The sequence below is a fragment of the Agarivorans sp. DSG3-1 genome (assembly GCF_046774965.1).
Lineage (GTDB): Bacteria > Pseudomonadota > Gammaproteobacteria > Enterobacterales > Celerinatantimonadaceae > Agarivorans.
Window position 1 is genome coordinate 4763876 of record NZ_CP177241.1, and the last position, 25718, is coordinate 4789593.

At 43.5% G+C, this 25718-nt stretch carries 25 protein-coding genes; 9 read left to right on the plus strand and 16 right to left on the minus strand.

From position 1 onward, the window contains the following. Positions 1-75 precede the first annotated feature (75 nt). On the plus strand, positions 76-849 hold the full coding sequence (locus tag ACLD71_RS22125) for a hypothetical protein (protein WP_411992213.1): 774 nt from the start codon (positions 76-78) through the stop codon (positions 847-849). Between the two features lie 181 nt (positions 850-1030). Here the strand turns inward: ACLD71_RS22125 and ACLD71_RS22130 are convergent, their stop codons facing one another. Beyond that, positions 1031-1795 carry an exodeoxyribonuclease III gene (locus ACLD71_RS22130; protein WP_411992215.1) on the minus strand — a complete coding sequence of 255 codons (765 nt, stop codon included), beginning with the start codon at positions 1793-1795 and terminating at the stop codon, positions 1031-1033. Positions 1796-2342: 547 nt separating this feature from the next. Between ACLD71_RS22130 and ACLD71_RS22135 the strand changes: the two genes are divergently transcribed. Beyond that, positions 2343-3077 carry a BRCT domain-containing protein gene (locus ACLD71_RS22135; protein ID WP_411992216.1) on the plus strand — a complete coding sequence of 245 codons (735 nt, stop codon included), beginning with the start codon at positions 2343-2345 and terminating at the stop codon, positions 3075-3077. Between the two features lie 584 nt (positions 3078-3661). Here the strand turns inward: ACLD71_RS22135 and ACLD71_RS22140 are convergent. From ACLD71_RS22140 to ACLD71_RS22170, 7 genes are all read right to left on the minus strand, one after another. Beyond that, positions 3662-4828, minus strand: a complete 1167-nt coding sequence (locus ACLD71_RS22140; protein ID WP_411992218.1) for a glutathionylspermidine synthase family protein — start codon at positions 4826-4828, stop codon at positions 3662-3664. 2 nt (positions 4829-4830) lie between these two features. Further along, complete coding sequence (locus ACLD71_RS22145; RefSeq protein WP_411992220.1) at positions 4831-5430, minus strand: DUF1190 domain-containing protein; 600 nt, start codon at positions 5428-5430, stop codon at positions 4831-4833. Between the two features lie 8 nt (positions 5431-5438). Further along, positions 5439-5852, minus strand: a complete 414-nt coding sequence (locus tag ACLD71_RS22150; RefSeq protein ID WP_137671855.1) for a DUF350 domain-containing protein — start codon at positions 5850-5852, stop codon at positions 5439-5441. An 11-nt stretch (positions 5853-5863) separates the two neighbouring features. Beyond that, a complete protein-coding gene (locus ACLD71_RS22155) occupies positions 5864-6511 on the minus strand; it encodes a YjfK family protein (RefSeq protein WP_137671856.1) in 648 nt (215 codons plus the stop codon). A gap of 5 nt (positions 6512-6516) precedes the next feature. Further along, positions 6517-7470, minus strand: a complete 954-nt coding sequence (locus tag ACLD71_RS22160; RefSeq protein ID WP_201798672.1) for an ion channel — start codon at positions 7468-7470, stop codon at positions 6517-6519. 87 nt (positions 7471-7557) lie between these two features. Next, positions 7558-8253: a PspA/IM30 family protein gene (locus ACLD71_RS22165; RefSeq protein ID WP_137671858.1), complete on the minus strand. Its 696-nt coding sequence runs from the start codon at positions 8251-8253 to the stop codon at positions 7558-7560. Between the two features lie 11 nt (positions 8254-8264). Next, positions 8265-8654 (minus strand): DUF2170 family protein, encoded by a 390-nt coding sequence (locus tag ACLD71_RS22170; protein WP_137671859.1) that lies wholly within the window; start codon positions 8652-8654, stop codon positions 8265-8267. Between the two features lie 113 nt (positions 8655-8767). On the opposite strand from ACLD71_RS22170, the gene ACLD71_RS22175 reads away from it, so the two are divergent. Both ACLD71_RS22175 and ACLD71_RS22180 read left to right on the plus strand, forming a co-directional pair. Then, complete coding sequence (locus ACLD71_RS22175) at positions 8768-9043, plus strand: DUF6471 domain-containing protein (RefSeq protein ID WP_137671860.1); 276 nt, start codon at positions 8768-8770, stop codon at positions 9041-9043. Between the two features lie 329 nt (positions 9044-9372). Beyond that, a complete protein-coding gene (locus tag ACLD71_RS22180) occupies positions 9373-10950 on the plus strand; it encodes a BCCT family transporter (RefSeq protein WP_411992224.1) in 1578 nt (525 codons plus the stop codon). Between the two features lie 80 nt (positions 10951-11030). On the opposite strand, the gene ACLD71_RS22185 is transcribed toward ACLD71_RS22180, so the two are convergent. After that, a complete protein-coding gene (locus ACLD71_RS22185) occupies positions 11031-11747 on the minus strand; it encodes a 3'-5' exonuclease (protein ID WP_411992225.1) in 717 nt (238 codons plus the stop codon). Next, positions 11747-13636 (minus strand): DUF294 nucleotidyltransferase-like domain-containing protein, encoded by a 1890-nt coding sequence (locus ACLD71_RS22190; protein WP_411992227.1) that lies wholly within the window; start codon positions 13634-13636, stop codon positions 11747-11749. The genes ACLD71_RS22185 and ACLD71_RS22190 overlap by 1 nt, the downstream gene beginning before the upstream one ends. Positions 13637-13897: 261 nt before the next feature. Here ACLD71_RS22190 and ACLD71_RS22195 point away from each other — a divergent pair, with 261 nt between their 5' ends. Next, positions 13898-14398: a GNAT family N-acetyltransferase gene (locus ACLD71_RS22195; protein WP_137671864.1), complete on the plus strand. Its 501-nt coding sequence runs from the start codon at positions 13898-13900 to the stop codon at positions 14396-14398. A gap of 90 nt (positions 14399-14488) precedes the next feature. Here the strand turns inward: ACLD71_RS22195 and ACLD71_RS22200 are convergent, their stop codons facing one another. Beyond that, positions 14489-15790 carry an anaerobic C4-dicarboxylate transporter gene (locus ACLD71_RS22200; protein WP_137671865.1) on the minus strand — a complete coding sequence of 434 codons (1302 nt, stop codon included), beginning with the start codon at positions 15788-15790 and terminating at the stop codon, positions 14489-14491. 238 nt (positions 15791-16028) lie between these two features. On the opposite strand from ACLD71_RS22200, the gene ACLD71_RS22205 reads away from it, so the two are divergent. Next, positions 16029-16523 carry a GNAT family N-acetyltransferase gene (locus ACLD71_RS22205; protein ID WP_411992229.1) on the plus strand — a complete coding sequence of 165 codons (495 nt, stop codon included), beginning with the start codon at positions 16029-16031 and terminating at the stop codon, positions 16521-16523. 19 nt (positions 16524-16542) lie between these two features. On the opposite strand, the gene ACLD71_RS22210 is transcribed toward ACLD71_RS22205, so the two are convergent. From ACLD71_RS22210 to ACLD71_RS22220, 3 genes are all read right to left on the minus strand, one after another. After that, positions 16543-19206, minus strand: a complete 2664-nt coding sequence (locus tag ACLD71_RS22210) for a family 14 glycosylhydrolase (protein ID WP_411992231.1) — start codon at positions 19204-19206, stop codon at positions 16543-16545. Positions 19207-19403: 197 nt separating this feature from the next. Further along, positions 19404-19874 (minus strand): methyltransferase family protein, encoded by a 471-nt coding sequence (locus tag ACLD71_RS22215; protein ID WP_235836140.1) that lies wholly within the window; start codon positions 19872-19874, stop codon positions 19404-19406. Between the two features lie 5 nt (positions 19875-19879). Continuing rightward, complete coding sequence (locus tag ACLD71_RS22220; RefSeq protein ID WP_137671868.1) at positions 19880-20431, minus strand: hypothetical protein; 552 nt, start codon at positions 20429-20431, stop codon at positions 19880-19882. Between the two features lie 1070 nt (positions 20432-21501). Between ACLD71_RS22220 and ACLD71_RS22225 the strand changes: the two genes are divergently transcribed. Continuing rightward, positions 21502-22434: a pyridoxal-phosphate dependent enzyme gene (locus tag ACLD71_RS22225; RefSeq protein ID WP_411992233.1), complete on the plus strand. Its 933-nt coding sequence runs from the start codon at positions 21502-21504 to the stop codon at positions 22432-22434. A 2-nt stretch (positions 22435-22436) separates the two neighbouring features. On the opposite strand, the gene ACLD71_RS22230 is transcribed toward ACLD71_RS22225, so the two are convergent. Together ACLD71_RS22230 and ACLD71_RS22235 are read right to left on the minus strand one after the other, a co-directional pair. Continuing rightward, the gene (locus tag ACLD71_RS22230) at positions 22437-23168 is read right to left on the minus strand and encodes a hypothetical protein (protein ID WP_411992235.1); all 732 of its coding nucleotides are present in this window, start codon (positions 23166-23168) and stop codon (positions 22437-22439) included. A gap of 165 nt (positions 23169-23333) precedes the next feature. Beyond that, positions 23334-24101, minus strand: coding sequence for a substrate-binding periplasmic protein (locus ACLD71_RS22235; protein ID WP_411992237.1), 768 nt, complete (start codon positions 24099-24101; stop codon positions 23334-23336). Between the two features lie 172 nt (positions 24102-24273). Here ACLD71_RS22235 and ACLD71_RS22240 point away from each other — a divergent pair, with 172 nt between their 5' ends. Together ACLD71_RS22240 and ACLD71_RS22245 are read left to right on the plus strand one after the other, a co-directional pair. After that, a complete protein-coding gene (locus ACLD71_RS22240) occupies positions 24274-25308 on the plus strand; it encodes a DUF2157 domain-containing protein (protein ID WP_411992239.1) in 1035 nt (344 codons plus the stop codon). 188 nt (positions 25309-25496) lie between these two features. Continuing rightward, positions 25497-25691, plus strand: a complete 195-nt coding sequence (locus tag ACLD71_RS22245; protein WP_201798673.1) for a hypothetical protein — start codon at positions 25497-25499, stop codon at positions 25689-25691. The last annotated feature ends 27 nt before the right edge of the window (positions 25692-25718 follow it).

The following is a 25718-nucleotide window of genomic DNA, read 5'->3' on the forward strand; positions in this document are numbered from 1 at the left end:
GCGGCAATTGCGGAAGCGGTTTATTTAGCCATCTGATATAACTAGTCATTTAAGATGACTATTAGGGAGTAAGCAATGCGAATGACCCAATTAGCGTTAATACCTGCCTTGTTAGCAAAAATCCTATCATTTGTCGGTTTAGCCTGGTTGTTGAACGGCTGTGCTCCTAGCGTACAAACGGTTTATCTTACTCCAGAGGTAAAGGGACAGGTGGTGGTGCTAAAAAATGGAGCAAGCGCGCAATTCTTCCCCTTAGCAAAGAGCAACATTTATCACCGCAAGTATCCTGAAAAAGCGGTTGAATCAGATACCAATGGGCAGTTTACCCTAGCAGCAGAAAGCCAAGTAGAGGCTAGCTGGCTAATGGCCGGTCATGCCTTTAATTACTACCCCGTGTTTATAGAAAAAGGGCCTTTACGCTATCAGTTATTGGCTGAAGCATCGGTTAAAATGCATCATTTAGAAACGCTCACGTTAAGCAGCATAATTGTTGAAAGCGAGTTAAAGGGTGAGCCATTACTAGAAGACTCCGCCCCCAGCGCGCTACACCGCTGCAATTTTTCTTGGCTTACCCAGTTACGTCGCTCTTTGGCTGTTAATAGTGTTTTGGAGCAGCACTTTACGCAGCGCTCGGCGCTATCAACCCAAGAGCAAACTTATGTAGACGACCAATATCAGCAAACTCGATTATGGTTAGCACAAGTAAAGCGCAGCTGTGATTGGAGAGACAGGCATGGCCTACCCAACTACGATGATATGAAAGCAGGCAATGAGTACTTTAAGCAAATAGACAGCGCGCTCAGCAATAAATCACTGAGTAAACATGACAATGAGAGCAATACAAAGTGAACAAGAACTGAGCATGCAAAAACCTGGGCTGCTTTAAGCAAATCAGTAAAAGCCAACCAGAACTTGCTCACCCTGAATACGAGCCAAATGCTCGGCTAATAGCTGGCGAACACCGATTAGTCAGCCATAAAAAAAGGCTGCTCAATATACCGAGCAGCCTTTAGTAAATCTCTCTATTAGCTTAAAGCGCCACATCCACCTGCACTGGACAGTGATCTGAACCCATTACATCATTAAGAATGTCTGCATCGCTCACTTTGTCAGCAAAAGCTTCACTCACCAAGAAGTAATCAATTCTCCAGCCAATGTTACGCCCACGCGCACCCGCGCGGTAACTCCACCAACTGTATTTAACTTCATCTTGTTTCTTCAAACGGAAGGTATCTACAAAGCCTGCTGCCGTTAAGTTATCAATGCCATCAATCTCGGCCTGAGTATAACCAGCACTTTTGTTGTAATTAGGCTTTGGTCGAGCCAAATCAATATCTTTATGGGCTACGTTTAAGTCACCACACACAAATACCGGCTTACGTGCTTCTAAACCTTTCAAGTAAACCAAGAAGTCTGCATCCCACTGTTGGCGATACTCTAAACGTTTTAACTCACTGCCAGAGTTAGGCGTGTATACAGTAACTAAAATAAACTGCTCGTATTCTGCGGCAATCACTCGACCTTCTTGGTCGTGCTCTTCAATGCCCATATCGTACTCAACACTCAGCGGTTTTTCTTTAGTAAGAATGGCTGTGCCAGAGTAGCCCTTTTTTACCGCTGAATTACTGTAGATGTGGTAACCCTCTAGTGCAGCTAATGCTTCTAGCACTTGGTCATCCTGAGCTTTGGTTTCTTGTAAACACAATACATCGGTTTGCATTGATTCTAGCGATGCCAAGAATTCCTTCTTCATCACCGCTCTAATGCCATTCACGTTCCATGATACTAAACGCATTCGCCCTTCCTTCCTTCAGATAGTAAAAAAGTGAGGTTCAATTGTCGCCAAATACGGCGCACTGAATCAAATAAGGCAAGTATTGTAGCAGGCTTGAAGCAGGCTAAAAAACCTTAAAGTTATGAGGATTAGCGAGAATGGAAAAATTCTCAATAGTAGCTTGATTAAGTAAACGTTTAAGGCTTTAGCGAAAGATAGAGGCTTAACTAAGCCTGATGACTAGCACAATGTGATTTGATCGCTATACGCTAAGACGGCCTGAGAAACATGCGTGAGGAGTCTTATTTCTGTTACTGCCTCTACCCTCCTCCCTTTTAACGACACTGAGCTTATACAGAAAATGACGACTCCTTCTTTCCACAAAAGCTTGCACCCTTTCATGCTGATATTTTTGTTATTTTTAGAGCTAGGTGACTGATAAAAATAAGAAAAGATGATACATTAGCTTTTATCAAATAAGAGGAATTCTTGTTTAAACAAGGTATTTTTCCTCTCAATAAGCTCTTAGAACCCACCAACCTCTGTCATATAAAAGGAAATTAAGAAAATGGCTGAACTACACAGTAATGTATATTACAAACACAAAAGCCCTGAGGTAATGAAATATTTAGATAAGCTATTTCAAGAGGTAGAAGGTGAAGAAGAAATACATAAACTTTGCATCGCAATTAATCCATCAAACGGAGAGGATTTAGCTCAAAAGCTAATCGATACCATTGACGATCCTTATCTTGAACTTGCAGCGGAGGATTTTGAAAAAATCGAAGGGTATTCTGTTTGTAGTTTCGTACACGGAACAATGGGCGACGAGATTGTAGGCGAGATTGTATCGTTCTTATATGCATTGTGTCCTGACATTCATGCTCAAGCCTGGGGCTGCGGCGACGATGATCCATGGGAATATTGGTTTAAGTTCGAAGACGGTTCTCTTAAGCGTGAAGATGATGAGCCCGCAAATGATGACGAAGAAGATGAAGAGATACTTCAAACAATATATGAGTGGTGGCATAAAACTATGCCAGAATCTATCCGGGAAGGCATCTTGAATGAAATAAATATTGAAGATGAATATATTGTTTTTACCGGTAAGATGGAAAACGGAAACCGTGAAGATATGGAGGAGCTGGCAGAAGAATATGGGGCCAATGTCCAGAAATCAATAAATGGGAAAACTACTATATTGGTTGTTGGTAGTAAGCCAGGTCCATCTAAATTACAAAAGGCTAAAGACCTTAAAGTGACAGTTATTACTGAAACTCAATTTAATAACATAGTCGAATAATCACATTAAACTAAAAAGTAGACTGTTCTAACAAGGTCAGGCAGGAGGAGCGTCAAAGCGACGTTTAGTTGGAATGAAGAAGACGAGTATTGGGAAGGCGCGTATTTAAATCATAAAATTAGCATTTCCTATGACGGCTACTCCAGTCCGGTTCCTGAACTCGTCGAAGACTTAAAGAGTATTCTTCTGAAAGCTAATTTTCCTTCAAATCTTTTGAATAAGGTATTGGAACAAGCGAAATCTGAATCTTCCGAGATGCCAGAACTGAAGCCAAAAGATATAATTTTTCAAAAGCCCGGCTTAATTTTAATCCAGTTCTTTGGTCCAGAAGACCTGTAGTGACAAAGTATTTATCCGGTGCGACACGTAGAACTTAACAAAGTGAAGCTCCCGGCGTTCGGGGCTATAGACAAGAAATTCACTAGAGTTCATTTTTGTCGGTGGTCAACGACGCTACGCACTCTCTGGAAAGGGATACTTTGAAAAACTTGAATCATATTGATATTTCTTCCCCGCAATTAGCAGCAGTACCAATGGCATGCAATGATGTCACCCTAACATCAACTAATGCAACCATTGCTCACTTATAAAATAATATGCGGTAGATAGCGGCTCATATCTTGAGTTACCAAGCTACTGTCTTCACGAATAGATATCCCTGCTGCTTGGTCGTCCACCAGCCAACTGCCGATTAGGGTAAAGTTATCGCCATAACGTGGTAGCTCATGCAGGGCTTGGTATATGTAGCCTTCTTCACCGTAAGGGCCGTGGGTATTGGCTATTTTCTCTTCGCCGCGCAATATCGAGATATTGGCACCTTCTCGCGAGAATATTGGTTTCTTTACAATGCCAGCACTAAAGTTGGCTTGCGAAAGTTGGTCTTCAAAAAATGATGGCAATAAGTTGGGATGATTAGGAAACATTTTCCACAACATTGGCAGTAAGGCTTTGTTAGAAATAATGCTTTTCCAAGCGGGTTCTAACCAACGAGTATTTTGCTGGCCTAAACTATCGCCAAACTCTTCATCAAACATAAACTCCCATGGATAAAGCTTAAACATCCAGGTAATGACTTCATCGTTTAGGTTGGTAAAGCGTTGTTCAGCGTCGATGCCAATGTCTTCAACAAATACAAACTTGGTATCTAAGCCGGCCGCAATGGCGCAGTCTTCCATGTATTGCACAGTGCCGCGATCTTCGTCGGTATCTTTACAGCAGGCAAAATGTAACTCTCTGCCGGGGGTGAGGTACTGCAAATCACTAAAGCGATTAACCAGCTTTTCTTGCAAGCTATTAAACTGATCACTGGCGGGGTTAAGCACGCCTTGGTCTACATTGTCTTTTAGCCATAACCATTGCCAAAAGCCACTTTCGTATACCGAGGTAGGCGTGTCGGCATTATTCTCATATAACTTAGCGTCGCCCTTGCCGTCGTAGCAAAAGTCTAAACGCGAATATAAACAAGGTTCGCCGTTGAGCCATGATTGACGCACAAAATCCCAGTGTTTTTCAGGAATACAAAAGCGGCGCATTAGCTGTTCGTCACGTACCACTTTATCCACCACCTCTAAACACATTTGGTGGATTTCTTCGGTGGGCGCTTCTATGCCGTTTTCTATTTGTTCCAAGCTAAACTGATAATAGGCCGACTCATCCCAGTACTTGTCACCGTACATGGTGTGATAATTAAAGCCATATTCTTTGGCTTGCTCTTGCCAATTGAGTCGTTCTTTTATCGGTACTCGTAGCACGTTTAACCGCCCCAGCTAGATTTAGAGCCGCCCCAAGATGACTTGGCAGAAGCCTTAGCGCCAAAGCCGCCACGCGATACTGTGCGGCTTACTGTAGCTTTAGGTTTGTAAGCCGACTGATTAACTTTGTAGTTGCGCTGCCCAGCTTTACCAATCACCGAACCATCGGCCGTGATAATAGAATCACGGTACGAAGAACCACGTTGATTGTATTTATATACCGACGAAGGACGGTTGGTATCCATCATTCGGCCAAACAGGTAACCGTACATAATTGGCGTAAAAATTCCGTTACTGCTGGCACGACAACCTTCATAACCAAAGGCTTCTTCACAGTCTTGACGGCTATTGTATTTAGGTGCGGTGCGAGCGGCTTCGGCCTCGGCATTTTGATAAACCGCTACACACTGCTGTTCATTAAGTGTGGTTTTAGTGACACAGTCATCTACCGATTCAATCACAATGGCGTCGTCTTGAGGTTCTGAACAAGCGCTCAGTATCGCGGTAGATACCGCAACCACCAAAGGTTTAACAATAAACGAAGGCCTAGCCGCAGGTAACTTACGCATTGCGGCTAAGTTAATAAACTTAGTACGTTTCATAAGGCCTCCTAGTAGGTCATGCAGGCTGCATTTAACATACCTACCGACACACTGGTAGCGGCTAGCATAATACCGGCACTCACTTCATTGGCTTCAATGCGCGACACAATGCCAGGGATAAAGACAAAACGAACAATGACAAACGCGGCAATTTGTGCGATTAAAGCAATTGCGCCCCATAAGGTAAAATCAACAAAAGAGATGGAGTTACTGGCTGCGCCAGCTAATGCCAATGCAAAGCCCAATACTGCGCCACCAAAGGCAATCGCCGCACTGGTATTTTTGCCTTCTTTAATTAACTCCCACTCATCATGTGGCGTCACTCGCACATAAATCACTTTAAATAGCATTAAGAAAACAATTGATGCGGCAAAGTAAATTGCAAAGTTTGCAACGGCCATAAGTAATTCAGACTGTTCCATTTTCTGGTCCTTTATCCGTGAATAGTAATTTGGGTTGATGATACGGTCATGCCAGTGCTAATAACTAAACAGCGCTCTAGCGCATTGTTATTCACCACTTCTTCGGCAGACAAAAATAACGATTCCATTTCACCATTGTCTAGCTCTCGCTCAAACAGCATGGTGAATTGGTCGGTAGTAGAAAAATCCGTGTTGTCTTGGTAGGTTTTCTCTTCCATGTGTACCGGGTTGTGGTACTCAGTGGTAGATGTCCATACGCGGTGGTAGGTATGCCCTTCTAGCTGGTAACTACTGGCGCCTATTTTGCTGTTTAGCAGCTGGTCCCACTCAGCTTGATTGGCAATGTCTAAGGTATCGTAGTAGTGGAACATTTTCACATCAACTACGTCTTCTTCGCCGCTACCATTTGCCACTACCTGCAAGAAACCTTCGTCGTCGGTATAGAAACGGTACAAGGTGGTACCGTCTAAATCAACAATGCCGGCAGCCTGAATAATTTGGGTAGCGGCTACTTTGCTCACTACCATATCAGCCATCACTAACCTAAGCGCTAAGGCGTCTAGCTCAAAGCTTCCGCCTAACTTAAGCCCCATCACATTGGGTGTTCCCGCATACTTATCTGTTTCGGGTTTATTTCTTTTAAACAAAGACTTAAACATGATGTTTATCCATTGTTGAAGTTAAAACACTCAGCGTCACTTAAGCGCCGCTCGGCAATGTAATACAACGAGTCTGCCTGATGTAGCTGAGTATCTAAACTGGGATTTAACTGTAGCTGGCTATCTCCGGCAGCTTTAAAACCGATAATAGTGGCTTGTAAATTTTCTTTAAAGTGACGAAATACAGCGGCAAACTCAATTGAGGCAGAGCCTGAATACTGTACCGAATATTGGGTCATACCATGGGTGGTATCCAACAGCTGCTGATGAACTTGCGCAGAGCCAGGATCCATTGCCGAACGCGCCAGCATCTCAACCGTTACCGAGGGAATAACTTCTACTTTAGGACAATGGCTGCGCAATAAGTCGGCAACGGTTTGGTCTTGCAAATACGCGGTTTTGTGGCAACTAGGGTTAAGTTTGGCGCAATACAATGCACAGGTTAGCGTGACATCGTCTTGATCGGTATCGATAATAATTCGGCTGGCTTCCGCCAAATTAGTCCGCGCCATTGTTTCTGCATGAGAATATGAATCAACCTGAGCAAACTCTATTTGCCCGGGTAAGGGATTTTCTATCTCGCTATCTACACACAATAGAATTGAGTCTGAAGAGCCATTGGTAGACGCCTTAAGCAACTCAATTAAACGCAGTGTTCTATTGCCATTCCAACCAATAATAACGGTATGATTTGATAGTTTCAGCATGCGATGGCCTCGCGCTCCTTTGGTGTAGATGTCGTTGATGATAAATCCGGCTTTAGTCACCACAATGGCAAAAATACTGATGCCAATGGGGATTACCCACAAGCTAACAATAAGTCGCCCTAAGGGAGTTGACGGGCCAAAATCGCCGTAACCTACCGTAGAAGCGGTAACGACCATCCAATAAAGAAAGGTTTCACTGTTGATGAGGTCATGCTCGCCTACCAGCATTAAACTGAAGTAGGAAATTAGCACATAAAATAGCACCGAGAGGGCTATTGCGGTGCCATTAGCACGAAAAAAAAGCGCCGAAAATATTCGGCGCACTTTATAAAGCAGCACTTATTTTGCCTGTTTTTGGGCCAGTATCTGCTTAAGCTTATCACTACCTGAAGATTGACCGCCAGACTCAATGCCCGCTTGCTTCAATTTTGCGTCTAAACTGCTACCGCTATCTTCAGCTGCTAACTCTTCGGCTGCCGATAATTCAGCGCTGCGTAGCGCTTGTTTTTCTTTAATTCGCTCTAAGCTATCTAAAGCCGTTTTCACTTTAGAGTTAGCGCCTACATGGTGCGAAGAACCGGCAACTTGGGCTTTTTGCAAAGACTCAGTGGCCTTTACTTGGTCAATTTGAATACCTAAACGCTTAACGCTAGCTTTAGCAGTCGCAATATTCGCTTTAAGCGAAGTTTCGGTATTTAGGTAGCTGTTGTAAATCTCTTGCTCAGTGGCTAATTGCACTTCTAAGTTCGCTACTCGCTCTGCACATTCTAAGGCTAGAGCTTCATCATTTTTCTCACTCGCTGCAACCGCATGGTTGGTGTAAGTGTCAATGTCTGACGTTAAGCTTTCAACTTTAGTTTGCGCTAACTTACGTTTAGCCATAATAGTGGTTAGGTTGCGATCACAGGCTTCAAGCTCTGATTTAGCATCGCGCATTTCTTGATCTAAGATACGCATAGATTGGCTGTCTGCCACTGCTTCCAAGCCTTCATTGGTTGCGCCTCGAAGTGCGTTCCAAATTCGTTTCAAGCTCATACTGTTCTCTCCTACTGGGTAAACTCGCTGTACAATTCGACAAATTCACTAACATTTGAATAAAGCGTTTCTATCTCTTCTATTACTACTTCATCTAGGCTCTTAGTTGATAAGGCGCCAAATGCGATGTAGTAATCTTGATCACCAATATGCTTAATGCCAATGGCCGATAACGGTAATAAGTGATGAGAGCGTAAAATCAAGGCATTCAGTTTGGCACTGTCTGTTACGACATCGCAGCCAAATAGCACAACTTCAATAAGCATTTGTTGCTCGCCAATGTAAGCAAAGGCATCAATGCCTTCATCATTGGTGATACACAAACAGCCACCGTCATTATCTACTGTCCAATCAGGATGAGCCTTAGCAAGTAATTCAAGTGATGCTGAATTCCACGACATAACGTTTCCTTATGTGTTAGTTATAGCTAACAAATATAGCAAGTTTGACTCTTGTGTCAACGTTTACTAACATTCGTTGCAAGTTATCAAAAATTATAAGCGCCCGAAGAGCAATGAACCCAGAACAGAGTATTAGAAATCGACAAGCCTTGCAGCCTTATAAGGACAGTATTAAGCGATATATTCGTTCGGCGATGCAATTAAAAGGGGTTCAGTATAAATATTTGTCAGACGAACTGGCCAAGCGCGATATAGAAATGAAAGAAGGCAACCTGCGTAGCAAGGTGTATGCAGGCACCCTACCCACAGACCTATTTATTATTTTGGTAGAGATATTAGATATGCCAGAACATGCTCTTAGCGATATTATCGCCAATAAGGATAAATAAGCTTAAGGCCTTTTGTTGTTATCCTAAGCAATTAACCTAGCAGTGTTTTACTCCAATTAAACTTCATTAAACCTTCACAAAGCCTACTTAGGCTAAATGTTCAGGCTTAGACAAGCGATGAGTATCGCGCCTTTACAGGCAATTCCTCTAACGAAATAGCCGTACTGAATGCTCTAATACCTGATTAAAACCTACCCTCAAGAATTTCTTGTCTATGATCTAGACAGTAATATCAGCTCTTATTGTCTTCAGAATAGGCGGCAAGTTATCGCCCAATAAAGTAAACTACGTTTACAAAATCGCATGGAAGTTGTGCTAAACGAGGATTAATGAATACCAATAAAGATAAATACAGTATTGATAATACTGATTACACCGTAGGACAGGATAATGTTCAGAAATGGGGGTTTGATGTACATAACCCTGTTTTTGGGATTAGCGCCTCTTTAATCGGCATATTTTTAATCGCTATATTACTGGTTGACCCAGAAGTATCCAAAGCCGCATTAGACGGAATTAAGTGGAAAATTATTGGCGCATTTGACGGCCTATTTATGTGGTCTGCTAATATTTTTGTCATTTTTTGTTTGGCTATGATTGTCTCTCCGTTTGGCAAAATTCGCCTCGGTGGTGATGAAGCTAAAACGGATTACTCAATGCTGTCGTGGATAGCCATGCTATTTGCTGCAGGCATGGGCATTGGCCTAATGTTTTGGGGAGTTGCTGAACCCGTTGCCTACTTTACAGGTTGGTACGAAACCCCTCTTAATGTGACTGCCAACACGCCAGAAGCTGCAAAATTAGCACTGGGTGCCACCATGTTCCACTGGGGGCTTCACCCATGGGCCATTTATGGTGTGGTATCACTGTCGTTAGCCTTTTTTGCTTACAACAAAGGCTTGCCGCTTTCTATGCGCTCGGTGTTTTACCCAATCTTAGGCGACCGCACGTGGGGCTGGCCTGGGCACGTAGTTGACATATTAGCAGTGCTTGCCACTTTGTTTGGTTTAGCCACCTCGCTAGGGCTTGGCGCTCAACAAGCAGCCAGCGGCTTTCACCACGTGTTTGGCCTAGACAACGGCTTGCTGATGCAAATTGGTATCATCTTCTTGGTGACCTTGTTAGCAGTAGTATCGGTTGTTCGTGGGATTGACGGCGGCGTTAAAGTCATTAGTAACATCAACATGGTGTTAGCACTTGCCTTGGTGGTATTTGTTGCTCTGGTAACATTTGCAGTATCTATGGGCACCGTACCTACTACGGTAATGGGATACCTAGAAAACATTATTCCACTGAGTAACCCAATTGGTCGTGAAGATTCAGCGTGGATGCACGGCTGGACTGTGTTCTATTGGGCATGGTGGATTTCATGGTCCCCATTTGTTGGTATGTTCATCGCACGTATCTCACGTGGTCGTACAATTCGTGAATTTGTTACTGCAGTGCTTATCGTTCCAACGGTAGTAACCACTTTATGGATGTCTGTATTTGGTGGTGTTGCGATTGATCAAATCGTTAATAAAGTAGGTACCCTAGGCGATGATGGCCTAACCGAAGTACCACTGGCTATGTTCCAAATGTTTGATGCATTACCAATGGGCAGCATTTTATCTCTGCTTGCCGTGGTATTGGTATTGGTGTTCTTTGTTACCTCGTCTGACTCAGGTTCACTGGTCATCGATAGCATTACCTCTGGTGGTAAAGTAGATGCGCCTGTTCCTCAGCGAGTATTTTGGGCCACTATTGAAGGTGCCATTGCTGCCGCTCTAGTATGGGTAGGTGGCACAGAAGCCATTCAAGCCTTACAAGCCGGCGCCATTTCAACGGCCTTGCCATTCACCATTATTTTATTGGTGATGTGTATCAGCTTGTTAATGGGTTTACGCACAGAGAAACGCATTGGTTAATCATTAACCATTGAAAACAAAAAAGCCGAATGACTTAGGTCACTCGGCTTTTTTATTGCCTAGCTTTTGTAGAGCAGATTTTATAACCACAATTTATTGATGGGCGTATCAGGGCTGAAATGATGGTGAATTTGCGCTTGCAATAACTCAGCCGTGGCAATGGCGTCGGTTAATGCATCATGCGGAGGATAAGTAGGTAGGTTATAACGTGTTCGGCTGCTACCTAAACGAATTGACACCGCTTGCGGCTTTTTAAACCAGTCAATCACCTTTTTAGGCCGTGCAGCTTGAATGTCGGCTTCAATTTGCATGGTATCCACCAAGGGAAAAATAATCCCTTCGTTAATTAATCCGCGCAGCGTGGCGTGTAAAAAATCACGCTCAATACGTCGGTAATGCACCACCACCACTTTGCCGGCCAACTCATCCAATAATTGCTCCAAAATACGCAACAAGCTAGGCGCACCTTTCAAGTCGGAGTGGGTAATACCATGAATCACAATTGAGTCTTCTTGAAGTTTATCTTCTGGCGTTACAAACCAATGCTTAGCCTCTTTGCAAGCAATGCGCTGCAAGGTAAATGGCACTAAACCAATACTGATAATGCTATTCTTTTTGGCGTCTAGACCGGTGGTTTCAAAATCTAGAGCAACAAAATCAATATCTCTAACTTTGGTTTCTGCATCATAAGTACTGGCATTATAAAAATGACTTAAGCGCTTATCTTTGCTTTCCGCGGCCTTAATCTTTAAAAAGGCCTGCCAGTTTAAGATTTCTTGATTGTTAATATTGGGCATTATTTACCCTGCTGCATGCTGTTGGCGGTGTAGCGAAACTTCAAAAAGTTTTGCGCACTGCTTAATACCAAAAAGGCATCTTTTAGATTCCGCCTTTCAAAATCAGACATGTTCTCTGGCTCAATATTGTTATCAGGCTCTTGGTCAGACTCTATGTCTAAGGCTTGATGTCGAATACGCACCAAAGAAATAAACTCCATGGCATGCTGTAGGTCTTTACCCTTTGAAGGCGGCAAAATTCCCGCTTCAATAATGTCTTCCAAGCGGTCAAACGAGTTCTGAGATTGAGAGCCAATCGCCAACCCATGCACTCGAATAAGATCGGCTAAAGGCGCAGTACCACGTCGTTTTAAGTTTATTGAGTTTTTATGCCGCCCGTCTTTCTCCATCACAAAGTCTTTAAAAAAGCCGAGCGGTGGAGTTCGATTTAGGGCATTTCTGGCCAAACATGCCAAGAAACGGTTGTTCTTTTTGGCTTTTCTTAAAATAAACGCATTGAGCTGCTCAGCCCATTTAGGCCTGCCATACACCCCGTTAAGGTCAAAGAAGATAGAACAGTTAAGCAGCGCCTGAGGATTAGGGTTATCAATCCAATCTGCAAAACACTCTTCCCATTGGCTTTGGGTTTTTCGATACTCTGGATTAGTGGCCATAATGTCGCCGGTGCAATAGGTATAACCACAAGCAGCTAAGCCGTCACACACATACTTAGCGAGTTCTTCAAAATATTGGCCGTGCTCAGCTTCTTGATACTCGTTGTCGAGAATAATCGCATTGTCTTGATCGGTAACGATCAGCTGTTCATCTCGCGCCATAGAGCCTAATGCTAAGAAACAATAGGGAACTGGCGGCGGGCCTAGCTTTTCTTCTGCTAACTCTAGCAAGCGCTGTTTAAAGCTTCGGCCAATTTCCGACATCGCCCGCCCCACCATATGGGAGTTGGCATCTTCGTTAATCATTCGTACAAAACAGTCTTTTAGCTGATGCGACAATAGCACCAAATCTTCGATGCTATTTTGCTGAAAAATGCTGCTTACAATCAATAAACTGTTTTGAGATTCGTAACGAATAATATCGCTAACTTCAATTAAACCAATTGGTTGCTTGTTTTTTAAGATCGGTAAGTGGTGCACGTTATAACGAAGCATTAACAGCATTGCTTCAAAAATATAAGCGTTGTGATCCAAAGATATTAGCTCGGTAGACATCACCTCTACGACTTGGGTTTCAACGTCTAAACCTTGCGCTATCACTTTGGCACATAAGTCGCGCTGGGTAATAATGCCAACAAAACTGTCACCACCTTCATCAGTAAGGTTTGGATCATGAATCAGCGCCGCAGAAACATTCTCTTCAGCCATTGTAGTGGCAACGTCTTGAATAGTCGTAGTGGACGCTAGCATTACAGGCTCGCCACTAAGAATGGTTTTAACCTTTGAGGTGGTTAACGAGTTCGCGTCATCACTATTGTCTTCAACCGCCTGCTGCAAGCGAATAGTGCCTTCTACTTCCACAAAATCGGCAAATACATCGTAACGTTCGCAAAAATCTTCAAAAATATTTTCTGGAATACAATACAACAGCGTATCTTTAATCGCCTTGGCAGGGAAACGAACTTTATTGCTGGTTAACAGCCCCATTTGACCAAAGACACCGCCCTGGTCAAGCCGGTTATACAGCTCGCCATTACGACGATAAATCTCCACCACACCACTACGGATCATAAACAGATCATGTATTTTGTCACCAAACTCAATAATCATACTGCCAGCGCGGTAGTAAGAAATTTCGACACTCTTCGACACTTCAATGAGGGCTTCTTCGGGCAACTCATCAAAGGGGGGGTATTGGCTGATAAAGTTTCGAATTTCGAGTAGCTCAACTTCCATTATTCACTCAATAAAGAAGGTAGTTTTAATAGTTACTTAATAGTATATGGTATCTGCTAAGCAGTTGCAGTGAGCCCGATAATATCTCAGCGGTATTATTAGCTAAAAGCAGCAAGTTTTAAGCGGACTCAAGCACTTAGTGAAAACGGCGAAGGTTACTGAGGGTAGTCTCGCACCTCAGTCAATGATTCCCTACTTTTTAAGGTATCTCTGGGCGATAATGCTTCAGCATAAGCCGCGCTTTACACGGAGTACCACCATTTGAACATTCATTCTCGAGAGCTACTGAACACCGACTTTCAATCCATGAAAGAGCTATTACTCACTGAAGGACCAAACCTGTGGAATTACATCACTGAAGAAAGCATCAACCAACAATTTACGCTTATCGTTAATGGAGATGCTGTGGCTGTTCTATTGGAAGATAAGGCAATTGTGGGTTTTGCGATTCTGATTTTTAAGCGGGCGTGTCCTGAAAAACTAAACCAATATGATGACTTATCAAACATTGCTTATATAAACGATGTGGTAATTGCGGCGAGCCAAAGCGGTAAAGGCCTCGGTAGCCTGCTCCTTAAAGAGGCGGTTCGCCTCGCGAGTTTACAACAATGTAGCAAAGTATATATAGAGCGCCATGAAGAAAATCTCGCCTCTGGCGGCATGATGAGAAAGGCAGGGTTTGAGATAGTAGAAACCTTTTATGACCCTAATAAACGTAGCTCGGGTTCAAGAAACACCACTATTCAACGAATAAGCATCTAATCGTCTTAAAGCAAAACGCCCAATATAGTCAGACCATATTGAGCGTTATTGTTCATTCTACTAAGCCTTGCTTAGGAAACAGCCAAGCGCTTATAAAATAATACCTGCCAATATAAAGCCAAGAATAACCGAGCTAGTAATAGTGGCCACGCCTGGTACAAAGAAAGGATGATTAAATACCCACTTACCAATACGAGTAGAACCAGTATCATCCATTTCTACCGCCGCCAATAGGGTTGGGTAAGTTGGCAATACAAACAGTGCGCTAACTGCTGCAAAAGACGCAATTGCCGCTTCTGGGCTTACCCCTAACATAAAAGCCGACGGCATTAAGGCTGCAGTGGTAGCGGCTTGAGAATACAAAAGCATGCTAGCAAAGAACAAAATAAGCGCCAGCATCCAAGGGTGATCTTCTAACAAACCACCCGATAAGGCTTTAATCTCTTCTAAATGACCAGATACAAAAGTATCGCCCAACCAAGCGACACCCAGCACACATACACAAGCACTCATACCCGATTTAAAAGTAGCAGCGTTAACCACTTCGCCAGTATCTACTTTACAGAACATCGCAATAGCAGTCGCAGCGGTTAGCATGAATACCATAATCGCTTCGTTACGCGGCAAAGTAGGGTTTTCAATTAAGCCTACAGCATCACTAATCGCAGTGGCGTAAAACACAACCGCAACAATCGCCACCAAGAAAATCATAACCGAACGCTTAGCACTTGCCGGTAACTGCTCGGCTGTTTTCTCACGTTTGCTCACCAAACCATGGGCTAAGCGCTCTTGATAGATAGGATCATCTTTCAACTCTTTTCCCATAAATTGGGCAACAAAAGCGCCTACCATACAAGCAGCGAAAGTCGCAGGAATACAGATCATCAGCAAGCTAATGTAACCCACACCTTTGTCTTCAAGCATACCGCTCATTAATACTACTGCCGCCGAAATAGGCGAAGCAGTAATCGCAATTTGAGAGGCGACTACCGCAATACTTAAAGGGCGAGACGGGCGAATACCCTGCTCTTTAGCCACTTCGGCAATCACAGGTAAAGTAGAGAATGCAGTATGTCCCGTTCCGGCAAACAAGGTCATTACATAGGTCACTATTGGCGCCAAAAAGGTTACTTGCTTAGGATTACTGCGTAACACCCGTTCGGCAATATTCACTAAAAACTGTAAACCGCCGGCTACCTGCATTGCTGCAATTGCCGCAATCACCGACATGATAATGAGGATCACTTCAATAGGAATGGTGCCCGGGGTCATGCCTAAACCTAGGGTTAATACCAATACCCCTAAACCACCCGCAAAACCAATACCAATGCCACCTAAACGTGCACCTAAAAATATGGCCGCTAATACCACCAGCAACTCAATTGTTATCATAAATCCTCCCAAGCTTTAATTGCGACGCACTTTACTGCAAACAGAAGCAAACAAATGGATGATTAAATCAAACAAACCACCATTAACAGACTAAAAACCCAACGAAACCCTATATGACAGCTCAATCAACCACCCGATAAGTAAGGAAAAGATCATTTAGTTTTAACCAAGCTGCAACATTCGTTAGTAAGACTAGCATTAATTAATTGTATGTAATGATTAAATTTTTGATAAAACAATGATAGAAATTTGTCGTGCAGATCCCAAGAGTTTTCAAAGTAGAGAATTAATCGATGCGTTGTCAGCTTCTTTGCTTAAATTAACTGGAAACCCCGCTTTTGAGCGCTTTGATGAAGGCGAGTTTTACGATGACAAAGCAGTATTCTTGTTAGCTAAACGCAATGGTGTAGCCATTGCTTGTGGCGGGTTTCGTTACTTACAACCCGGTGTTTGTGAGATAAAGCGGGTCTACTCTCACCAGCGGGGAGCTGGCAAACTGGTATTGCAGGAGTTAGAACAAACCGCCTTGGCCTTTGGCTACCAACAAATAAATTTAGCCACTCGACAAGCCAATACTCTCGCGGTGAAGTTTTATCTCAAACATGGTTACCATGCTATTGCGCCTTTTGGCCCCTACGTAGAACACCAACACTACTTAAGCTTTGCTAAATCTACTGCCGATGTTCAGCAATCATCAGCCATAAAAAAAGCGCAGTTAAGTTACTGCGCTTAATCAGTTAGCGAACTAAACCTTAGGAAATGCGGTTAATCAGCTTTTTAAGCTCTCGCATTGGCGTAGGTTCATCATCAAAGAAGTTTTGCATCCTTAACAGAGTTAAACCGTCATAGCCTGGTGCGCGGGTTAAGGCGCGCGCCATTTGCTTCCAACCTTGTTCGCCGTACAACTCACCCGCTAAGGCATTCTCGCCCATTAGCGATACTTGGCATTCGTCGGCGGCATCGGCCATCCAATCCACCAAATCAGCAGCGCGTGAATAACCTTCGTAATCCTTGTTTATCATCTCTAAACAGGTGAAGTGAATCGCAGCACGAGACTGCTTACCTTCTGGTAACAAGGCTTTAAGTAAACCTAAGTACTCTTGTTGGTTAGTGCTGCTTAAGGTGGGATGCACAGCAATTAAGCCAGCGGTTATCTCAGCTGCACGCGGCAACTCAGGATCGCTCACTACCCAGTGAATACCCGGGATCTTAATACCAATTGGTACCTGTCCAAAAGCGTCATCGTCAAACACACTTAAGGCGTTTTCAAATATCCGTCTACCATGGGCCACCAAGGCTTTGTGGTACCAAGTTAAAAACTCGCGAGCCCAAGCATTGTGAATATAACGCTTGTGGCTAAATAGCCACTCAGCATCGGGGATTTCGGCTTCTTGAAAGCTTTCCCAAGTAAAACCAAAACTGCCATTAAGCGCGGCAATACTATGGTATTTCTGTTTAAGGTAGTTTAGCCAATCTTGTTTAGCTAAGCGGCTGTAACACTGTAAGGTGCCGCGGTTAGGGTAATTACCCCAGTCATGAGAGTTGTAGCTTGGATAACGCAACTCACCGGCAGGACCCAAACTGACGTTAATCTCATCCATTAAACCGGCTTGATTGATGAAATGCTGTTTAAAGGCTTCCATAAATCGCTGGTAATAAGGCATAACAAACTCGTCGGCCCAAAGCGAGACATACTCCATGGAAGCATCGCCGGTTTCAGATACGTATTGCAGATCTTGTACCGAATTAAGCTGATCGTTACTTTCTAGCAAACGGCCCCATAGCCATAGTGGAATAGCCTGCATGAAGTCGTCGTTTACGTTGCCACCTGCTTGGTGGAACGACAAAATCGGCACCCACTGTAAACCCAAGCGTTTTAGCAATGCCACTACGCGATCGTAATAACTCCAATCAAACTTACCCGGTTTATCACCTTCAACCAAACCCCACCAAATGTCGGTAGAAATAGCGGTAACACCAATGCTGCGTAATTGGCGTAGCTGTGTTTCAAACAGCTTCCAGTTTTCCTCATCAAGCATTTGCTTTTGGTTAGCCACTTTAAGGTGTAGCGGCCCCATTACGCGGAACTGCTTTTTACCCAGTTGCTTGGTTTCAGTAATTTGGTACTTAAACTTATTAAGCTGCGATAAACGCCCTTTCACTATCGCTTGCTCATTAAGCTGCGACATGTCGTTAAATATCCAACCATCAAAGGCACTGCCATGCAGCACCGAATGATACAGCTGATCCCAACCGGGATGGCTAGACAACGCTTGCGGCTGAGAATTTTGCACCAATGCTGGAATTTTTAGCTTTCGCATCGCCGTTATTAAGGCTTGGTTAACTCGGGTGGCATGACTAGATTCTGCTCCAGTAGCAACCACCAATAAGCGGCCGTCAGCTTTTTTATGCCAGCATTCCAATTGCTCAATTTGGTAATCGAGTAACTGTGTACGCTCCAACCAGGGCTGAGGATTAAGACCGGTTAAACAACCTAACCACGGGTGCTCACTCGCCGTTAACTCTGGGAAAGGAATGTTCAAACATAATTGACTATGCGCCCATGCTTTAGTGAAGCGAGTATTTGCTTGAGCCAGCATTTTACCCACATAGCCTTGCCAGTTTTCGGCATACCAAGTATTAAATTCTTTAAAACAAGTATTTGTAGTTTTAGCCTGATAACAGCGCTGTAAATTGTCTATCAACTGCTCTTGCCACGGCGCTTCGCCGTTTAATTCCCAAAGACTTAGCCATGCGTCTTGCGAGCCATATTGCAACTTCATATCTGTCGCTAATGCCGCTAACGCAGTAGGGCTAAAACTTTGGTAAATCGGTTGGCCATCGCGCTCCCCCCAAGGGAGACAAGCATCACCATTTGGGCCAAGACCTAACAAAATGGCGTCGCAACGAGGGGCAAAGTCAGCCATATGCTCGGCAAAGTTGCTCATCCATTGGCTAAACATGTCGATTAAACCAGCTTCAGCCCATAGGCTCGGGCTTTGAGTATTGTCGCGGCCATATTGGTTTACATACTTAATCGCATCGGCAGAGTGCGTTGCAGGCAACTTGGCCAGCATAGAACCCCAAAACCAATCTGGTAGGCGTTGCTCTACACCTTGTTGAGTATCAGAAGAGAAAAACAATTGGTACTGCAGCTTAAAGCCATGAGACACCAAGTGTGCAGATAAACGCTGCAGTGACGACCAACAGCTCGCTTGGCTTAACTGCTCAGCACTAAATGGCGCAATATAGCGCCAATGAACCGGTACAACTAACGCGTCTACGCCATTTTGACGCAAGTTACGCAGTTGTGGAGACAAGCCCTGTAGTTGAGCTTCGGTACAAGAAGCGGCGTATTCGGCAAGAGGTAAAGATCCCTTCACCCAAGCTTTGCGCGCTGAAATTGGATTAGCCATGTTTTAGCTTACTCTAAAAAATCTGTGCTAGTTATCCCTAGTCCGCCGCATAACAGCAAGGCTGCAAAGCTTTTCAGCTGAACAAAAGGAGATCAACATCACATTATATGATTGCTGTAGTGTAACGTAAGGGCGGAAATTACCAAGTTGATCTGGCATAACTCACTGCTAATAAAACCTAAATTAGCCGAGTTTTATTACAACCAGCGCCTAACTTTGCGGCAATATTGTAGGTATTGTTCGGAAAAATGCTGTTTAAGCGCTTTTTCTTCAGGTTTTATCTGCAGCTGATTGATGATGCCAATGAACATAATACAGCTTAGTAAACTTAACCAAGCTTGTAGGTGTAAACACCACGCAATCAGTAACAGCAACAAACTCAAATACATAGGATTTCGGCTATAACGGTATAAACCATTAATCACCAGGTGCTTACTGCGCTCGGGATGATGAGGATTGATGGTAGTGTGTTTTTTAGCAAAACCCCACACACTCATCACAGCAATTAAACTGGCCAGTATCACTAACGGCCACTGCAGGTTTACCAGCCAACTCGGCATTACAGGAACAAACCCGCCTTGGCTAAACATAGCTAACAAATAGGCTAAACCCACCGACAACAGTAACCATACCGGCGGTGGAATCAGCAGTTGTAAACGCTTAAGCAAGCTGGTTACTCTTTTTCATCATCGTTTATATCCACTATAGGCGCTTGTTGGTAAATATAGTGGCCTCGGCCAGTAATTGCTGTATGAAACAAATTTTGAAAAGGAAATAGTCGTTTTTTTAGGTAGAACGTAAAGCCGGCAAACACTGCGCTTAACACCACATTAATCATACCTTCTACCTGAAAGATATAAGGCAAGCTTTGGTAGACAGAAAAACCCGCAAACACCATAAGCAATAAATAGCCGTTTGGCGCGTTTTTATAAATCATAAAAATAATCAGCAATGGCACAAGTGCTGGCATTAGCAGCGCCAACAATAATTGACCACTGACCTGCTCAGCAACCATAAAACCAAAAACCAACTTGCTTAGCACCATAAACTGTAGCACTGCTAACAACAGCGCTTTAGGTTTTGCGTAAAGCTTTAATGAGCCAGGTTCAGGCTCACTGGCCAATATTTTAGTAACCTTACGTAAATTCCATTGCTGCTGTTCAGCATATTCATAAACTTGTTGTTTGGTTTGGCCATCTGCCAGTAGTTGATGTATTTGTTTCATTGCACCTCCGTAAAGGGCTACTTTACCCGACTCCTGTGCTTAACCACAGTCTTGTTGTTCACAAATGCCATTAAGCGTAATCAGTAAAACGGATCCTATAAACCAATGATTTACAGACAGGGGCTATTTAAGCCAAACATATTTCAATACCTTGGGATAATCCCCCACTATTCTCGTAAACTTATTCACAAAAGCGCAAGTTGTTAACATTTACTGAGTCTGTGCAACCAATTCATCTAGAAAATAGAAAACAGCGTAATCAACAAATCGAACAATAAACTTGTTAAAACTTGGTAGTTTAGCTGGCCGAACTCATCAGTTTACAGTAACCGATTCACATTGCGGCGCTAAATCAGCTAGATACCAAGTCGGCTTTGGACACTTAAGACCATTTTTCGGCTACAAATAAGCGCTATTAATATCAATAACTTAAATCCACACTGAGCATATTCGTGCTTTTTGATGATGTTGTTTCATTTGTTATAAGAGAAAATTTGAGCGCTCCAATCGTTCTATTTTTGTATTTATTTTAACTAACAGAAAAATGTCAACGGACCTTAACGAAGAAGCAGCAAAAAAGAATTTTTTACTAATTTTAGGTGACAATATTGACGCTAAAATCGGATCCGCTGCAAGCCACTGAGTTCACTGGATAGAGAATTTTATCCACAGCTTTGTGCACCGTTTTTGTGGGAAAAGCTGTTTGGAATAATCCACCTAATTCAGTGAATTATATCGCGCTGATTCAAATAGGCAGTTGTTACTCTCATTGACAAGTGAAAATTCAACAAAGGCTCCTATTTTTATTTGTTAGCTTTTAGTCATCATCCACATAAATCTAACTTTTCCCGCCATTGCTGGGCTGCAGTGGTGATCGCGATATGATCATCAATATTTTAAGAGGATCATTTAACCGGGGGATTTTTGTCACCAAATCTTCACACTTTGATGTAATAATGACAAAACGCTAATTTTTACGCCTCAAACAAGCGCAAACTTAGTTTTTACTTTTCAGTTTAAAATCCTCAACGTAAACTAAAAACTAACGTTGTTACAGTTCAGGTACTTGTTTGTTTAAACCTTCTCCTGTGCAAGCCGTTACGTTTAACCAACACTCGGTATTTGTTAAGCGCGACGATTTGTTGCACCCGCAATTTTCGGGTAACAAAGCCCGCAAGTTTTATCACTTTCTCAAACACCCACAAGAAGGTATTAGCACCCTTGTAGGCAGCGGTTCAGCACAGGCAAACTCTTTATACTCTTTAGCTGCGCTAGCACAACTAAATGACTGGAAGTGTGAGTTTTATGTCGATCATATTCCTAGTTGGTTACAACAAAACCCATGCGGGAACTATCAAGCGGCGATTGACTTAGGCGCAAGAATTATTGAGGTGAGTGCCCTGCAAGGACAACAACAAGCCAACTTAGATGATTTTATGCAGCGCATTGTTCGACCCAGTTTATCTCCTCAGCAATTACTGGTTCCCGAAGGCGGACGTTGCGAATACGCCAGAGAAGGCGTAGTGATGCTGGCAGAAGAAATTGAACAATGGCAGCACGAGCAAAACATTGGTCCGTTAAATGTCATGTTACCGGCAGGTACCGGTACCACAGCCTTGTTTTTAAGTGAGTACTTTAGCCAAATGAACCCCTGCATTGAAGTCTTTAGCTGTGCTTGTGTAGGTGATGAAGACTACTTACGTTTACAGTTTACCCAACTTAACAGCAATACCAATACCCACCCACATATCTTACCGCGACCTAAAAAGTACCATTTTGGAAAGCTGTATAAAGAACACTATCAAACCTGGATTACGCTCAAACAACAAACACAGATTGAGTTTGAGTTACTGTACGACCCTATTGGTTGGCAATGCCTGGATAACTTTCTGAGTGAGCAAAACAGTAGTATTCCTACCTTGTATATCCATCAAGGAGGCTTGCTAGGCAATCAAAGCATGTTAGCGCGTTATCGGCGTAAGTATCCGCATATAGATAGCTAACGCTAACGCCAATCTAACCAATAACTGTAGGGAAACTCTTCCGATAAACTCACTGTTTCTTGGTAATGGCGACTTGGGCTATTTAAACATTCAGTACCATGAAACTCAGGCTCGGCCCAGCCAGTGTTTTCGTCCATGTATTCGCGGCTGTAACCCCAACGCCCGCAAGAGAGAATACTGTCAAAACCGCTATCTCGTTGGCACACAACGCAGGTTTCAAACTCCACTTGAATGTCTTCGCCTTCTTTACCCAAGGCATCTGAGACAAATGGCGTATCGTAGATAGCCAAAGTGGACGCCCGCTTTGGCGGTGAATTCCAAGGTTTATCACTGGTATCGCTGGGGGTGTTATGCATGCCAGCACCATGCTCAAGCGGCGATGCATCGTAAAATGGTTCAACAAAATGTAACGGTGCGTCTATTTGGGCTTGGCGTTCATCATCAAGCAAACGCCGATTGGTGGTGCGAATTTGCAACATGCGATATTGAGTACATTGCGCCTGATTCTCCAGCTCTACCTCCCCCAAACGGTTAGCAAATAGATGGATCTCGAGGCCAACCCCTGTAGCATTGTCTCGAGCAATGTATGAGGCTTGTTGGCGACCACTGTGGAACCAAGCTTCAGAGAACACCAAAATACCGAGCGTATTTTGCTGGTAAGTCACAGGGCACACCTTGCCCACCCACAAATCAGACGCAAAAGCACTGGCAATGCTCAGCCATCCAACACTCATTATCATCCAAAAACAGCGTCGTATCATCAGCCGCTCCGTTAGCCAGCAATCATCAAAACGTCATCTAAGTGTAGTAGAGCTGGATAGATAAAAGGCCAATATGGCTTAGCTTAAGCTTTGCCGCTGGAATAGCTAACTAGGCCTTCGCCCTGAACATGACGCCGATTAACGCTGTTGAATTTCATCAGGAAGATAACGCTCTACAATATCTTGAATATCTCCACTGGCTATCATTTGTTGAATTATTTCATCTACTTGCGCCACCACCTCATTACCATTTTTTACCGAGGGAGATACCGATATGGTAATCATGGAATCGCGTTTAGTAATGTTGGCTGGCGCAGCCAAGGCTAGCTGCTGCTGTTCAGCCAAGCTTAAAATCACCCCTAAATTTCCAGCAAAACCATCAATACGCTTGGCTTCAAGCATCTTTAAGGCTTGAGAATAGCTAGACATTGCTACCAGTTTTAGTTGTTCATCTTCGACTGCTTGATGAAAAATGTCGCCATACACTTTACTCGCGCCACGCAAGGTACCAATCTTTTTACCTGCTAAATTGTCCCAATCAATCGGCGCACCAGGCAGGCTGACAATTGACGTTTGAAAACTGGCCACCCTTCGGGGTTGGTAAATATTTTCAGTAAAGCTTTCATTGGGGAATAAACAGGTAACAACCACGCCATCTTGATTGCGAATTAATGCATTCACTATTCGTGGATACGGCGCAATAACAACCTTTGGGTCGACAAGGTCTAAATGCTTGGCCACTCGCTGCAGTATTTCTACATAGTAGCCTTGCTGCAGGTCATTTTGGGTATAACCTGCCGGGCTTGAATTAATGGCATAAAAAGTAAAATCAAGTGCCATAGCAGGTGTTATACAAGCTGCATATACCAGTGAAGCGATGACCCCAGCTTTTAACTTGTTAAACAATGCAGCACTCCTTTCTAGATTAAGCAAACTCTTTAAGTAAAGTTGCCTAAGGACTTAGCTGTCAAATCATTACACTATTTTTAAAGCCATCAACAGTTTTGACAAAACTCTAAGAATTCTTTTATAAACAGTGGCAAGCTTAAGGCTGAATAGCAAAAGGATGTAACAGGCTATGGCGAGAGTTTCTCAGCAATCATTACAGCAAGCAGCACAACAAGGCATTATTAGCCCTCAACAAGCCACCCAGCTACTTGAGTTTTTGGAGCAGCAAGAAGCAGATACACCTAGCTTTAATCTTACTCATTTGCTGTATTACTTTGGCGGATTGATCGCTATTGGCGCAATGACCTTGTTCATGAATTTAGCTTGGGAAGGTTTTGGAGGTTGGGGTTTATTAGGCATTAGCATTGTATATGCAGTTTTAGGCTTAATGCTCTGCCAACGCTTTAAACATCAAGGTTATGCCATTCCTGCGGGCATTTGCGCAACCTTTGTCATTTGCTTAACTCCGCTAGCAACCTATGGTTTTCAGCATGCCATGGGATGGTGGCCAAGCTCTGATCAGTATCAAGACTACCACCGATATGTTCATTGGCACTGGATATACATGGAGCTCGCTACCTTAGTGGTTGGCTTAATCCTCAGCTGGCGTTATCGCTACCCATTTATGCTGCTGCCTGTTGCCGTAACACTGTGGTACATGAGTATGGACATATGCGCCATGCTAACTGGCAGTCGTCCCAATTGGGAGTTTAGATCCCTTGTATCACTCTACTTTGGTTTAGCCATGACACTGCTGGCGTTTTGGATAGACATTCGCAGTCGTCACTCTAAAGACTTCGCATTTTGGATTTACTTATTTGGTGTACTTACCTTTTGGTGCGGCTTAAGCCTGCAACATTCAGACAGCGAGCTCGCGAAGCTGGCGTACTTCTCAATTAACCTAGCAATGATGTTATGCGGAGTCATTTTAGCGCGCAGAGTGTTTGTGGTATTTGGTGCTTTTGGCTGCTTTGCCTACTTCTATCATTTGGCAGACAATGTTTTCCAAGACAGCTGGCTATTCCCTATCTCTCTTACATTGGTTGGCCTAGCCATTATCTATTTAGGGATCCTGTGGCAAAAACATCAGCAACGCTTAAGTCGTCAGCTACGTAGTTATCTGCCTAACGCTTTACAAGAATTGCTGGCCAATAAGCTACATTAAACGCCGTTTTGGCTAAGGCAGAAGCCAGTCACCTTCAAGTCTTTCATAACACCCGAGCCGCTTAGCTCGGGCAGTTTCCCTTGCAATCGATTCGTTTGATTTAGCAACTCGATAAATACCGTATGTTACTGTTTTGGCGGCTTATCCGCGTTTAATCTAGCGGCACATTCAACTACGCGGTAATACTTATGAACAAGTATATTTTGCTTTTCGGCTTCGTTTTTTCTTCAGTTAGTTTTGCTTACTGCGACTACGAAACCGATCACACCATTGTGCAAGGGGTCGATGGCGCGATAGATGGAGCAGTGATTGGCGGAGTTGTCGGTGAGCCGCCACTTGTGCTGCTATTGGCGGAGGGGCCGGTGTCGTTAGTGGCTCAATAGATGGCGAATACCTGGATGATACCTGTG